General features: G+C 70.3%; 8 protein-coding genes. 2 read left to right on the forward strand and 6 right to left on the reverse strand.

The features are described from left to right. Positions 1–10 precede the first annotated feature (10 nt). Positions 11–1,576, reverse strand: a complete 1,566-nt coding sequence (ffh, locus tag MRAB57_RS27240; RefSeq protein ID WP_077090109.1) for a signal recognition particle protein — start codon at positions 1,574–1,576, stop codon at positions 11–13. A gap of 99 nt (positions 1,577–1,675) precedes the next feature. Between ffh and MRAB57_RS27245 the strand changes: the two genes are divergently transcribed. Together MRAB57_RS27245 and MRAB57_RS27250 are read left to right on the forward strand one after the other, a co-directional pair. Then, positions 1,676–2,482: an alpha/beta hydrolase gene (locus tag MRAB57_RS27245; protein WP_077090110.1), complete on the forward strand. Its 807-nt coding sequence runs from the start codon at positions 1,676–1,678 to the stop codon at positions 2,480–2,482. A gap of 161 nt (positions 2,483–2,643) precedes the next feature. Continuing rightward, positions 2,644–4,392 (forward strand): DEAD/DEAH box helicase, encoded by a 1,749-nt coding sequence (locus tag MRAB57_RS27250; protein ID WP_077090111.1) that lies wholly within the window; start codon positions 2,644–2,646, stop codon positions 4,390–4,392. Positions 4,393–4,395: 3 nt separating this feature from the next. Here MRAB57_RS27250 and MRAB57_RS27255 read toward each other — a convergent pair whose 3' ends face one another. From MRAB57_RS27255 to smc, 5 genes are all read right to left on the reverse strand, one after another. Further along, positions 4,396–6,867: a [protein-PII] uridylyltransferase gene (locus tag MRAB57_RS27255; protein WP_077090112.1), complete on the reverse strand. Its 2,472-nt coding sequence runs from the start codon at positions 6,865–6,867 to the stop codon at positions 4,396–4,398. A 45-nt stretch (positions 6,868–6,912) separates the two neighbouring features. Continuing rightward, positions 6,913–7,251 (reverse strand): nitrogen regulatory protein P-II, encoded by a 339-nt coding sequence (glnB, locus tag MRAB57_RS27260; RefSeq protein WP_077090113.1) that lies wholly within the window; start codon positions 7,249–7,251, stop codon positions 6,913–6,915. Continuing rightward, on the reverse strand, positions 7,248–8,630 hold the full coding sequence (locus MRAB57_RS27265; protein WP_077090114.1) for an ammonium transporter: 1,383 nt from the start codon (positions 8,628–8,630) through the stop codon (positions 7,248–7,250). Before MRAB57_RS27265 ends, glnB begins: the two co-directional genes overlap by 4 nt. Before the next feature lie 184 nt (positions 8,631–8,814). After that, positions 8,815–10,116, reverse strand: coding sequence for a signal recognition particle-docking protein FtsY (gene ftsY, locus MRAB57_RS27270; protein WP_077090115.1), 1,302 nt, complete (start codon positions 10,114–10,116; stop codon positions 8,815–8,817). 50 nt (positions 10,117–10,166) lie between these two features. Next, entirely contained in the window at positions 10,167–13,769 is a 3,603-nt protein-coding gene (smc, locus tag MRAB57_RS27275) for a chromosome segregation protein SMC (RefSeq protein ID WP_077090116.1), read from the reverse strand. Positions 13,770–13,785: the final 16 nt, after the last annotated feature.

A 13,785-nucleotide genomic window follows, 5' to 3' on the forward strand; every position in this document is an offset into this window, starting at 1 on the left:
CACGGCGCGGCTAGTTCTTACCCGGGTTGCCCGGGAACTTCAGCTTGGACAGGTCGAAGTCGGCCAGCCCGGGCGGTAGCTCGTTGAGGCCTTCGGGCATCTGCGAGAGGTCGGGGAACCCGGCGGGCATGCCGGCGCCGCCGGGACCGAACGGGCTGCGCACCTTCGGCGGGGTCGGGCCACGCCCGCCCTTCTTGCCCTTCTTGCCCTTCGCGCCCTTGGCTTTTCGCGTCGCGGACTTGCGGCCGATGCCCGGGATGCCCATGCCGCCGAGCATCGACGACATCATCTTGCGGGCCTCGAAGAAGCGGTCGACCAGCTGGTTGACCTCGGACACGGCCACGCCCGAGCCGTTGGCGATGCGCAGCCGCCGCGACGCGTTGATGATCTTGGGGTCGGCCCGCTCCTGCGGCGTCATGCCGCGGATGATGGCCTGCAGCCGGTCGAGCTGGCGGTCGTCGACCTCGGCCAGCGCGTCCTTCATCTGCCCGGCGCCGGGCAGCATGCCCAGCAGGTTGCCGATCGGGCCCATCTTGCGGATGGCCAGCATCTGCTCGAGGAAGTCCTCCAGCGTCAGCTCGCCGGAGCCTATCTTGGCGGCGGCGGCCTCGGCCTGCTCGGCGTCGAAGACCTGCTCGGCCTGCTCGATCAGACTCAGCACGTCGCCCATGCCCAGGATGCGGCTGGACATGCGGTCGGGGTGGAAGACGTCGAAGTCCTCCAGCTTCTCGCCGGTGGAGGCGAAAAGGATTGGCACGCCGGTCACTTCGCGGACCGACAGCGCGGCGCCACCGCGGGCGTCGCCGTCGAGCTTGGTCAGCACCACACCGGTGAAGCCGACGCCCTCGCGGAACGCCTCCGCGGTGGTCACGGCGTCCTGACCGATCATCGAGTCCAGGACGAAGATCACCTCGTCGGGGTCAACGGCGTCCCGGATGGCGGCGGCCTGGCTCATCAGCTCGTCGTCGATGCCCAGCCGTCCGGCGGTGTCGACGATCACGACATCGAAGTGCTTGGCCTGCGCCTCGGCCAGACCCGCGGCCGCGACGGCGACGGGGTCACCGGGCCCGGAGCCCGGAGACTCCCCCGGGTGCGGCGCGAACACCGGCACGCCGGCCCGCTCGCCGACGACCTGGAGCTGGTTGACCGCGGCGGGGCGCTGCAGGTCGCAGGCCACCAGCAACGGCGTATGTCCTTGGGTGCGAAGCCAGTACGCCAGCTTTCCGGCCAGCGTGGTCTTACCGGAACCCTGCAGGCCGGCGAGCATGATCACCGTCGGCGGCGCCTTCGCGAAGGCCAGCTGGCGGGTCTGGCCGCCGAGGATGCCGATGAGTTCTTCGTTGACGATCTTGACGACCTGCTGCGCCGGGTTCAGCGCGCCGGACACCTCCGCGCCCCGGGCGCGGTCCTTGATCCGGCCGACGAATGCGCGCACCACCGGCAGCGATACGTCGGCTTCCAGCAGCGCCAGCCGGATCTCGCGGGTGGTGGCATCGATATCGGCCTCGGTCAGTCGACCCTTGCCGCGCAGGCCCGCGAGGGCACCGGTCAACCGGTCGGACAGCGATTCAAACACCCCGCAAGCCTAGCGGGCACCGGCACGACGACATCATCGTCACGCTCGCGCACCGGAGAAGCCCTTGACGGCGCGGCCGACAACAGCAAATGTCAGCTCATGCTTGAGGTGATCGACAAGGGAGCGGCCGGCCAGGTGCATCCGGCGCCGCTGCTGTTCGTGCACGGCGGCTGGCACGGCGCCTGGTGTTGGGACGACGGTTTCCTGGACTATTTCGCCGACGCCGGCTACCGCGCGGTCGCGATGAGCCTGCGCGGGCACGGCACCAGCCCCACCGACAAGCCGCTGCCCAAGGTGTCCGTCACCGATTACGTCGACGACGTCCGCGCGGTCGCCGACGACCTGGGCGGCTCCCCGGTGCTGATCGGCCACTCGCTGGGCGGGTACACGATCCAGCGCTACCTCGAAGACCGGCGGGCCGCGGCCGCCGTGCTGGTGGGCTCCCTGCCGCCGTCAGGCGTGCTCGGGACCTCGCTGCGCGTCTGGTGCCGCCGGCCGACGATGACGATCGAGTCGTGGAACGACCCGACGCTGCTGAAGTTCCTCGCCACCCCGGCGCTGGCGCGCGAATACCTCTTCTGCGCGGACACGCCCGAGGACATCGTCGAATCCTGCCGGCACCGCGCCGGCCCCGAGAGCATCCGCGCCGCGATGACCGACCCGATGCTCCGCCGGGTGAAAACCAAGCGCGTGACGACGCCGGTCCTGGTGCTCGGCGCCACGCACGACGGCTTCGTCAGCAAGGCCGCGGTGCGCGCCACCGCTCGCGCCTACGGGACCACCGCCGAGTTCTTCACGATGGGGCACAACATGATGCTCGAACCGGGCTGGACCGACGTCGCCGCGCGCATCGACGCGTGGCTGCAGACCCGCGATCTGGCCGGCCGGTCACAGCTCTCGGGATAAACTCGCGTCGGCGTTTCGGCGACGTTGCCACGCCGAAAAGCGTTGCCATGCTACATTTCACACTCGTCCCCGCGGCCGGATTGCATCGCGGGCCGGACGCAAGACTTGTCGGAGCGTGGTCGTCTACGGCGCGCCAGATCAGCCATTGGGGGACGCAGTCGATGCAGCCGGCCACCACCGTCGACGCGACCCTCGAAGAAGGTAACGCCGCCGGCGCCGGCAGCAGCCCGCTGCGCGGCTGGCAGCGCCGCGCGTTGGTCAAATACCTGACCGGTCAGGGGCGCGACTTCCTCGCCGTGGCCACCCCGGGATCGGGGAAGACAACCTTCGCGCTGCGGGTGGCCGCCGAGCTGCTCGCGCAGCGAGTCGTCGAGCAGGTCACTGTCGTGGTGCCGACCGAGCACCTGAAGGTGCAGTGGGCACAGGCCGCCGCGCGGCACGGCCTGGCGCTGGACCCGAGGTTCTCCAATACCAACGCGACGAACTCGCGGGAGTACCACGGCGTGCTGGTCACCTACGCCCAGGTGGCGTCGCGCCCGACGCTGCACCGGGTGCGCACCGAGCAGCGCAACACCTTGGTGATCTTCGACGAGATCCACCACGGCGGCGACGCCAAGACATGGGGCGACGCGATCCGCGAGGCGTTCTCCGACGCGACGCGTCGGCTGGCCCTGACGGGCACGCCGTTTCGCAGTGACGACAGCCCAATCCCCTTCGTCACCTACACCTCTGGCGCCGACGGGATCCAGCGCTCGGAGGCCGACCACACCTACGGCTACTCCGAGGCCCTCGCCGACGGCGTGGTGCGCCCGGTGGTGTTCCTGGCGTACTCGGGGGAAGCGCGCTGGCGCGACAGCGCCGGCGAGGAACACACGGCCCGGCTCGGCGAGCCGCTGTCCGCCGAGCAAACCGCGCGGGCGTGGCGCACCGCGCTGGACCCCGCCGGCGAATGGATGCCCGCGGTGATCACCGCCGCCGACCAACGGCTGCGGCAGCTGCGCACGCACGTGCCGGACGCCGGCGGGATGATCATCGCCTCCGACCAGACCGCGGCCCGTGCCTACGCCACCCTGCTGACGAGGCTGACCGGCGAAGTGCCCACGGTCGTGCTGTCCGACGACCCGGGATCGTCGGAGCGCATCAGCCAATTCTCCGACGGCACCGGCCGCTGGCTGGTCGCGGTGCGGATGGTCTCCGAGGGCGTCGACGTCCCCCGGCTGTCGGTCGGGATCTATGCCACCAGCGCGTCGACCCCGCTGTTCTTCGCGCAGGCCATCGGGCGGTTCGTGCGGTCGCGGCGGCCCGGCGAAATCGCCAGCATCTTCCTCCCTTCGGTGCCCAACCTGCTGCAGCTGGCCAGCGAGCTGGAGGCCCAGCGCAACCACGTCCTGGGCGAACCGCATCGCGAATCGCTCGACGACCCGCTGCTGGAAGATCCCGCCATTCGGGAACGGAACGAAAAGACCGACGAGGAAAAGGGTTTCACCTCGCTGGGCGCCGACGCCGAACTGGACCAGGTGATCTTCGACGGATCCTCGTTCGGCACCGCCACCCCGGCCGGCAGCGAGGAAGAGGCCGACTACCTCGGCATCCCCGGACTGCTCGACGTCGACCAGATGCGCGCCCTGCTGGGCCGCCGCCAGGACGAGCAGCTACAGAAGCGGGCCGCGTCCGGCCAGCCGGCACCCGTGCCGTCGATGCCCGGCACCACGCACGGTCAGCTGCGCGAGCTGCGCCGCGAACTCAACACGCTGGTGTCGATCGCCCACCACCGCACCGGCAAGCCGCACGGCTGGATCCACAACGAGCTGCGCCGGCGCTGCGGCGGCCCGCCGATCGCCGCGGCCACCCGCGACCAGCTCAAGGAACGCATTGTCGCTCTGCACCAACTGAATTCCGAGCGTTCCTGACATTCACTCGCCGGCGGGCTCGTGCAGCACCGCTTCCGCCGAGACACCCAGCACCGCCAACAGCTGCTTTTCCACCTCGGCCTGCGCGGCCGTGGTGTCGTCGCCGTCCGCCCCAGCGGGCGTCGCCATGCAGAACACGTCGGCGGCCGTCGATCCGAAGGTGTTGACCTTCGCCCACCCGATGTCGGCGCCGGCGCGCTCCAACGCCTGCGCCAGCAGGGCGAGCAGCCCGGTCCGGTCCATCGCGCGGACCTCGACCACCAGGGTGCCGGGCGCGGCGGTATCGAGCCACAGGATGCGCGGCGGTGCCGTCGAACGCGTCAACGGCGCGCCCGCCTGAATCTCGCCGGCCCGTGCCAGCGCCGAGTTGGCGGCGTCGCTGTCGCGCTTTTCCAGCATCCCCAGCACGTCGACGTCGCCGCCCAGGGCCCCGACGAACTGCTGGCGCAACAGGTCTGCGGCGGGCGGGGTGCCGAACAGCGGCGAGACCACGAACTCGTCGATCGCCACGCCCTGGTGCACGTTGACCGTCGCCGAGTGGATGCGCAGCGAGTTCAGCGCGAGCACGGCGGCGGCCTTGGACACCAGGCCCCGCGCGTCGGGTGCGAGCATCACCACCTGGCTGCGCTCGCCGTCGCAAGGCTTGATCTCGACGTGCACGCCGTGGCTGGCCGCCAGCGAAAGGTAGTGCGGCGTAGTCGGTTCGGCCTGCGGCAGCGGCTCACCGGCCATCACCAGCCGGCAGCGGCGCACCAGGTCGGCCATCAGCGAGGCCTTCCAGTCGCTCCACACCCCGGGACCGGTCGCCTTCGAGTCCGCCTCGGCCAGCGCGTGCAAGAGTTCGAGCAGCTGCGAATCCCCGTCCAGCGCTTCGGAAACCGACTCGATGACGCTCGGGTCGTTCAGGTCGCCGCGGGTAGCCGTCTTGGGCAGCAGCAGGTGATGCCGGACCATGCCGGCCAGCGTGCCGATGTCCTGCGGCGAGAGCCCGAGCCGCTCGCCGATCGGGACCACCAGCTCGGCACCGAGCACGCAGTGGTCGACGCCGCGGCCCTTGCCGATGTCGTGCAGCAGCGCGCCCAGCGCCAGTAGGTCCGACCGCGCGACGCGGGTGGTCAACGGCGCTGCGTTGACGGCGGTTTCGACGATGTGACGGTCGACGGTCCACTTGTGCGACACGTCGCGCGGCGGCAGGTCGCGCACCGCGTCCCACTCGGGCAGCAGCCGGCCCCACAGCCCGGTGCGGTCCAGCGCCTCGATGGTGTCCACCAGCGTCGGGCCGGCCAGCAGCACCACCAGCAGGTCGTCCAGCGCCTCCCGCGGCCACGGCGTGGGCATGTCCGGGACGCTGTCGGCCAGCCGTTTCAGCGTGCCCGCACCGATGGGCAGGCCGGTGTCGGCCGACGCGGCGGCGACGCGCAACACCAGTCCGGGGTCGTGCTGGGGCGCGGCCTCGCGTGCCAGCACGACCTCGCCGTCGTACTCCACCACACCCTCGTTCAGCGGACGCCGCTTCGGGCGCCGCACCAACGCGGAGATACCGCGCCGCGGCAGCGCGTTCTGCGCGGTCCGCAGCCCGGTCTCGGAGTGAAAGGCTATGGTGCGCCCGGCATTTGACAGCACCCGCGCCAGCGCGAAGCGGTCGCCGACGCCCAGCGTGGCGCTGACCTCGTCGGCGAACTGCGCCAGCAGCTGGTCGTGCCCGCGGCCTGACACCAGGTGCAGTTCGGTGCGCACGTCGAGCAGCGTCTGATAGGCGGTGTCCAGCGACCCGCCCGGCGCGTTCACGTGGCCCATGCCGCGACGGTCGATCAGCTGGGCGAGCCCCAGCGCATCGAGCAGTTGGACGTCGCGCAGGCCGCCGCGGCCCGATTTCAGGTCGGGCTCGGCGCGCTGCGCGATGCGCCAACACCGTTGCCAGCGGCCGTATGTCATCTCGACGAGCTCGTCCATCCGGGAGCGGATACCGGTGCGCCACTGCCGGCGCACCCCCTCGACGAGCTCGCCGGACAGCCGCTGCTCGCCGGCGATGTGGCGGGCGTCCAACAGGCCCAGGGCCGCCGTCAGGTCCCCGCTCGCGACGCCCAGTGCCCCCGATACGGTTCGCACGCTGTGGTCGAGCCGAACGTTGGCGTCCCACAACGGGTACCACAGCCCGTCGGCGACCCGCTGCAGCACGTCGTCGGAAACGTTGTCGTGCAACAGGACCAGATCCAGGTCGGAATACGGCAACAGCTCGCGGCGGCCCAGGCCGCCGACCCCGACCAGCGCGAAGCCGCTGTCGTCGGTGATACCGAGCTCGGTAGCCATTGCGGTGAGCCAGGATTCGTGCAGATCCAGCCACACCCGCCGCATCTCGGCGGCGCCCAACTCGCGGCCTTCGGACAGTAGCCTGCGCCGCGCGGCGGCTAAATCGCTTGCCCCGCTTGAAATTTCTCCTCCAGATGACCCGGACGGGTCGGGTGGGTTTGTCATCCCCTCCCGGCCCGTCCGGCCTGGTTCAGCAATTCGCGGCTGGGCTCAGAGGGCATCGGTCCCGCGCTCACCGGTGCGCACTCGCACAATGGTTTCCACGGGGGTGACCCAGACTTTGCCGTCACCGATCTTGCCGGTGCGCGCCGCCCGGACGATGCTGTCCACCACCTTGTCGACGATCGAGTCGTCGACGACGACCTCGATCCGCACCTTCGGTACGAAATCGACGGAGTATTCAGCACCCCGGTAAACCTCGGTGTGACCTTTTTGCCGGCCGTAGCCCTGGATTTCGCTCACCGTCATCCCCAGGACGCCCGCCTCTTCTAGGCTGGTCTTGACGTCGTCGAGGGTGAATGGCTTCACGATCGCGGTGACTAGCTTCATGAATGCTCTGCCTCCACTTTCTCGGCCGCGCTGTCTTTACCGTAGATCTCGTCCGCGGAAATCCGTGTATTGAAAACCGACCCCTGGCCGGTGATCACTCCGAAATCGTAGCCGCTCTCCGCATGCTCGGCTTCGTCGATACCCGTAGCCTCGCCCTCGGCGTCCAGACGCAACCCGATGGTGTACTTCAGGATCAGCGCCAGGATCAGCGTGACGATGCCGGAATAGAAGAGGACGGCGAAGGCGCCGACCGCCTGGCGTTCCAGCTGGGCCCAGCCCCCGCCGTAGAACAGGCCCTTGGAAACGCCCGTCACGCCGTTGATTGCCGGGCTTTCGGGCGCGGCCAGCAGGCCCACCAGCAACGTCCCGGCCAGCCCGCCGACCAGGTGCACCCCGACCACGTCGAGCGAGTCGTCAAAGCCGAACTTGAATTTCAGCCCGACCGCCAGCGCGCACACCACCCCGGCCACCAAGCCGACCACCAGGGCGCCCAGCACGTTGACCGACGAACAGGACGGCGTGATGGCCACCAGTCCGGCGACGATTCCCGACGCCGCTCCCAGCGTCGTCGGCTTGCCGTCGCGGATGCGTTCGGTGAGCAGCCACGCCAGCATGGCCGTGGCCGTGGCGACGGTGGTGGTGATGAACGTCGACCCGGCGGAGCCGTTGGAGCTGGTCGCCGATCCGGCGTTGAACCCGAACCAGCCGAACCACAGCAGGCCGGCGCCGAGCATCACGAACGGCAGGTTGTGCGGGCGGAACAGCGTTGTGGGCCAACCCTTGCGCTTGCCCAGCACGAGCGCCAGCGCCAAGCCGGCCACACCGGCGTTGATGTGCACCGCCGTCCCGCCGGCGAAGTCGATGGCGTGCAGCTTGTTGTTGATCCAGCCGCCATGCTCGGACGCGAACCCGTCGGCGGCGAACACCCAGTGCGCGATCGGGAAGTAGACCAACGTCGCCCACAGCGCCGAGAACACCAGCCACGCCGTGAATTTCAGCCGGTCGGCCACCGCGCCGGAGATCAGCGCGACGGTGATGATCGCGAACATCAGCTGGAAGGCCACGAACACCGTCGCGGGCATGGTGCCCGCCAACGGAATATCGACGGCGGCCTGCGCCTTGCTCGGATCGGCTTTGACGGCGTTGCCGCCGATGAGCCCCTTCAGCCCCCAGTAGTCACCCGGGCTGCCGACGACTCCGCCTTTGCTGTTGCCGAACGACATTGAGTAGCCGTAAAGCACCCACAGCACGGTGACGACACCCATCGAGCTGATGCTCATCATGATCATGTTGAGCACGCTTCGGGTACGCACCATGCCGCCGTAGAAGAACGCCAGACCCGGCGTCATTAAAAGCACCAGCGCGGAACTCGCCAGCATCCAGGCGGTATCGCCTGTATCTGGTTGGCCCAATTGCGGGAAACTCACTCGCTCACCTCCGGTCGGCCCTAACGGCCATCAGACATGTGCCTGATGACTTGATGAACCTTGCGCAATCGTTGTTTCGGAGATGGGGCTTCTGTGTTTCGCGTTTATTAACGTCGCGCTCGTTGTGTAAGGGTTCTCAGCCGAGCAGGGCGTCGACGAACGCGGCCGGCTCGAACGGCGCCAAGTCGTCCGGACCTTCGCCGAGGCCGACGAGCTTGACCGGCACCCCGAGTTCCTGCTGGACGCGGAAAACTATGCCGCCCTTGGCCGTTCCGTCGAGCTTGGTGAGCACCGCACCGGTGATCTCGACGACCTCGGCGAAGACCTTCGCCTGGGCCAGCCCGTTCTGTCCGATGGTGGCGTCGAGGACCAGCAGCACCTCGTCGACGGCCGCGCGCCGCGTTACGACCCGCTTAACTTTGTCGAGCTCGTCCATCAAGCCGACTTTGGTGTGCAGCCGCCCCGCCGTGTCGATGAGCACGACGTCGGCGCCCGCGGCGATGCCCTTGTCGACGGCGTCGAAAGCGACGGCCGCCGGATCGCCGCCCTCGGCCCCGCGGACCACCTCCGCGCCCACACGTGACGCCCAGGTCTGCAGCTGGTCGGCGGCCGCGGCCCGGAACGTGTCGGCGGCGCCCAGCACGACGCGGCGCCCGTCGGCGACCAGCACCCGCGCCAGTTTGCCGACGGTGGTGGTCTTTCCGGTGCCGTTGACCCCGACGATCAGCAATACCGACGGGTGGTCGGCGTGCGGCAGCGCCCGGATCGAGCGGTCCATCTCGGGGTGCAGCTCCGTGATCAGCACGTCGCGCAGTACGGCCCGCGCGTCGGCCTCGGTGCGGACGTTGCCGCCGGCCAGCCTGCTGCGCAGCTGCGCGACGACGGCCTCGGTGACCACCGGCCCCAGGTCGGCGATCAGCAGGGTGTCCTCGACGTCCTGCCAGGAGTCCTCGTCCAGGTCGCCGCCGCCGATCAGGCCCAGCATGCTGCGGCCGAGCGCGTTCTGCGAGCGGGCCAGCCGCCCGCGCAGGCGCTCCAGCCGGCCCTCGGTCGGCGCGATCTCGTCGAGCGCGGGGGCTTCGGGCGCCTCGGGAGCCGGCGGCGGCGCGACAGGCTCTGGTTCGGCTACCGGTTCGAGCTCAGGTTCGGGAAGCTCGACGTCGGCGATCGTGCGTTTCGGCGCGTCGCGCGGGGTGGCGGCATCGTCGCCCACGCCTGGCAGCCCGCTGGTGTCGATCCGTTCCTCGGCAGGGGCGGTGGTCTGGCTGAACGTGATGCCTGACGAAGCGGAATAGCCGCCGGAGCGGTCGAGTGCCGACGGCTCCGGGCGGGACAGTGTGATCTGCCGCCGACGGTAACGCCGCAGGCCATAGACGAGCGCGGCGATGACGATCAGGGCTGCGACGACCGCGAGCGCGATCCAAAGTCCTTGCGACACGCTGACATTCTTCCAGGGGCCCGAGGCGGCCCGGTCAACCAGGGCGTGCCCTAATTCGAGACCAGCTGCTCCACCTGCTGGCCGCGCATGCGCTGCGAGATCACCGCGGTGATGCCGTCGCCCTGCATGGTCACGCCATACAGCGAGTCGGCGACCTCCATCGTCGGCTTCTGGTGGGTGATGATCAGCAGCTGCGAGCGCTCCCTCAGCAGCTCGAACAGCGAGATCAGCCGCCGCAGGTTGGTGTCGTCGAGCGCGGCCTCGACCTCGTCCATGATGTAGAACGGCGACGGGCGGGCGCGGAAGATCGCCACCAGCATGGCCACCGCGGTCAGCGCCTTCTCGCCACCGGACAGCAACGACAGCCGGGTGACCTTCTTGCCCGGCGGGCGCGCCTCCACCTCGATGCCCGTGGTGAGCATGTCGTCGGGGTTGGTTAGCCGCAGCCGGCCCTCGCCGCCGGGGAACAGCACGGTGAAGACTTCCTGGAATTCGCGCTCCACGTCGGTGAAGGCGTCGCTGAACACCTGCAGGATGCGCGCGTCGACCTCGGCGACGACGTCGAGCAGGTCCTTGCGGGCCGACTTGACGTCCTCGAGCTGAGTGGACAGGAAGTTGTAGCGTTCCTCGAGCGCGGCAAACTCCTCGAGGGCCAGCGGGTTGACCCGCCCCAGCTCGTTCAGCTCGCGCTCGGCGCGCTTGGCCCGCCGCTCCTGGGTGGGCCGGTCGAACGGAATCGGCGCGGGTGCCACGACCTGCTCGCCGCGTTCCTTGGCCTGCTCGTACTCGGCCATCTCCAGCTCCGTCGGCGGCAGCGCCACCTCCGGTCCGTACTCGGCGACCAGATCCGCCGGCGCCATGCCGAACTGTTCGAGCACCATCTGCTCGAGCTGCTCGATGCGCATCGCCGCCTGCGCGTTGGCCACCTCGTCGCGGTGCAGCGAGTCGGTCAGCGCCGAGACCCGGGCGTTCAGCGTGTTCACCTCGCCGCGCACGGCGGTCATTGCGGTGGTTCGTTCCTGGCGTTCGGCGGCCAGCGCGTCGCGGATCTGCGACGCCGCCACCACCGCGCCGTTGAGCCGCGCGGCCAGCAACTTGCCGGACTCGGCCACCGCCCCCGCCACCGCGGCGGCCCGCAGCCGTGCGGCGTGCGCCTGCTGGGCGCGCACCCGCGCCTCGCGTTCGGCGGCGGCGGCCCGGCGCAACGAGTCGGCCCGGCCGCGCACCGCGTTGGCCCGTTCCTCGGCCGTGCGCACGGCCAGCCGCGCCTCCACCTCGACACCGCGGGCGGTTTCTGCCTCTGCGCCGATCCGCTGCCGGACCTCGGCATGACTGGGCTCGCCCGCGTCCACATCCTGGGTCTGTTGCGCGTTGAGCAGCCGGGTTTCGAGTTCGGTGACCTCTTCGAGGGTCTGGGCGCGCCCGGCTTCGAGCTCCTGGCGCTGCCGCACCAGCCGGTTCCACTCCTCGTCGGCGCCGCGGGCGTCCTGGCCGAGCCGGCCCAGCTGCTCGTACATCGCCGAGATCTCGGTGTCGGATTCGTTGAGCGCGGCCAGGGCCTGCTCGGCGGAGTCCTGCCGGGAGGTCTGCTCGGTCAGCGCGCCGGACAGCGCGGCGGTCAGCTGAGCCACCTGCGCCTCCGAGGTGGCCAGATCGCGCTTGGCCTTGTCGATCTCGGAAATCAGCTCCAGCGTGGACACCTTGCGGTCCGAACCACCGCTGACCCAACCGGCGCCCACCAGGTCGCCGTCGAGCGTGACCGCGCGCAGCCGCGGGCGCGTGGCCACCAGGTCCAGCGCCTCACCCAAATCGTTGACCACCGCGACGCCCGACAGCATGGCGACCATCGCCCCGCGCAGCCGGTGCGGGGTCTCGACCAGGTCGAGCGCCCACAGCGCACCGCCGGGCAGCCCCTCGGTGTGCGCGGATTGCTCGGCCGGCCAGTCGCCCAGCACCAGCGCCGCGCGGCCCCCGTCGGCCTGCTTGAGCGCAGCGACCGCCGAGCGCGCCGCGCCGAAGCTCTCGGCCGCCAGCGCGTCGGCCGCGGGCCCGAGCACCGCCGCCAGCGCGGCCTCGTAACCCGACCGCACCTTGACCATGTTGGCGATCGGCCCGAGAAGCCCTGCGCCACCGTGGTTTTGGTTGAGCCAGGCCGCGCCGTCCTTGCGCTCCAGGCTTACCGAGAGGGCCTCGATGCGGGCGTGCAGCGACGCCACCTGGCGTTCGGCGCCCCGCTCGGCGGTCTGCAGTTCGGCGACGCGTGCGTCGGCCGCCCGCAGCGCCGCCACGGTCCGCTCGTGGTGGTCGTCGAGGCCGACCTCGCCCTGATCCAGCTCACCGACGCGGCCCTGCACGGTCTCGAACGCGGCCCGGGTCTGCTGCACCCGGGCCGCGCCGTGTTCGATGCGCTCGGAGAGCCGCGCGACGCTGTCGTCGATCGATTCCACGCGTGCCCGCATCGTCTCGACCTGACCGGCCAGCCGGGCCAGGCCCTCGCGGCGGTCCGCCTCCGCCCGAACCGCGGCCAGGTGTGCGCGGTCGGCCTCGGCGGCCTCGCGCTCGCGCTCGGCCAGTTCCGTGCGGGCCGCGTCCAGCCTGGTACGCGCGGTGTCGAGCACGGCGACCAGCTGCTGCTCGGCGATCGCCACCTGCTGCGCCTCGGCCTCCAGCGCGTCGGGATCGGTGTCGCTGTGCGACACCGGCTCGATGTCCAGGTATTGGGCGCGTTCGCTGGCGATGCGCACGGTGGCGCTGACCCGCTCGGCCAGCGCCGACAGGCCGAACCAGGTGTGCTGGACGCTCTCGGCGCGCCCGGACAGCTCGGCCAGCGCGCTCTCGTGGGTGGTCAGCTCGTCAGTGGCCACGGCCAGGCGGGCGGCGGCCTCGTCGTGGTCGCGCCGCATCGCCTCCTCGGCCTCGAAGATCGCGTCGCGCTCCACCTGGCGGCTGACCATGTCGTCGGCGGCCAGCCGCAGCTTGGCGTCGCGCAGGTCGGCCTGGATCGTCTGGGCACGGCGGGCCACCTCGGCCTGGCGACCCAGCGGCTTGAGCTGGCGCCGCAGCTCGGTGGTCAGGTCTGTCAGCCGGGCCAGGTTCGCCTGCATCGAATCGAGCTTGCGGAGCGCCTTCTCCTTGCGCTTGCGGTGCTTGAGCACGCCCGCGGCTTCCTCGATGAACGCGCGGCGGTCCTCCGGGCGCGACTGCAGGATCTCGTCGAGCTTGCCCTGCCCGACGATGACGTGCATCTCGCGGCCGATTCCGGAGTCGCTCAGCAGCTCCTGCACGTCCATCAATCGGCAACTGCTGCCGTTGATTTCGTACTCGCTGGCGCCGTCCCGGAACATTCGCCGGGTGATCGACACCTCGGAGTACTCGATCGGCAGCGCGTTGTCGGAGTTGTCGATGGTGACCGTGACCTCGGCCCGGCCCAGCGGGGCCCGCGACGAGGTGCCGGCGAAGATGACGTCTTCCATCTTGCCGCCGCGCAGCGTCTTGGCGCCCTGCTCCCCCATCACCCACGCCAGGGCGTCGACCACGTTCGACTTGCCCGAACCGTTGGGCCCGACGACGGCGGTGATACCCGGCTCGAAACGCAGAGTCGTCGGCGAAGCGAAGGACTTGAAGCCCTTCAGCGTCAGACTCTTGAGGTACACAGCGCGCCAGACTACC

The organism is Mycobacterium rhizamassiliense (assembly GCF_900157375.1).
GTDB classification, from domain to species: Bacteria; Actinomycetota; Actinomycetes; order Mycobacteriales; family Mycobacteriaceae; genus Mycobacterium; species Mycobacterium rhizamassiliense.

Bases quoted from the DNA above. Each gene is read 5' to 3' on its own strand.
- MRAB57_RS27245 (WP_077090110.1), top strand. From the start codon at position 1,676: ATGCTTGAGGTGATCGACAAGGGAGCGGCCGGCCAGGTGCATCCGGCG.
- MRAB57_RS27250 (WP_077090111.1), top strand. From the start codon at position 2,644: ATGCAGCCGGCCACCACCGTCGACGCGACCCTCGAAGAAGGTAACGCC.
- MRAB57_RS27255 (WP_077090112.1), bottom strand. From the start codon at position 6,867: ATGACAAACCCACCCGACCCGTCCGGGTCATCTGGAGGAGAAATTTCA.
- glnB (WP_077090113.1), bottom strand. From the start codon at position 7,251: ATGAAGCTAGTCACCGCGATCGTGAAGCCATTCACCCTCGACGACGTC.
- MRAB57_RS27265 (WP_077090114.1), bottom strand. From the start codon at position 8,630: ATGCTGGCGAGTTCCGCGCTGGTGCTTTTAATGACGCCGGGTCTGGCG.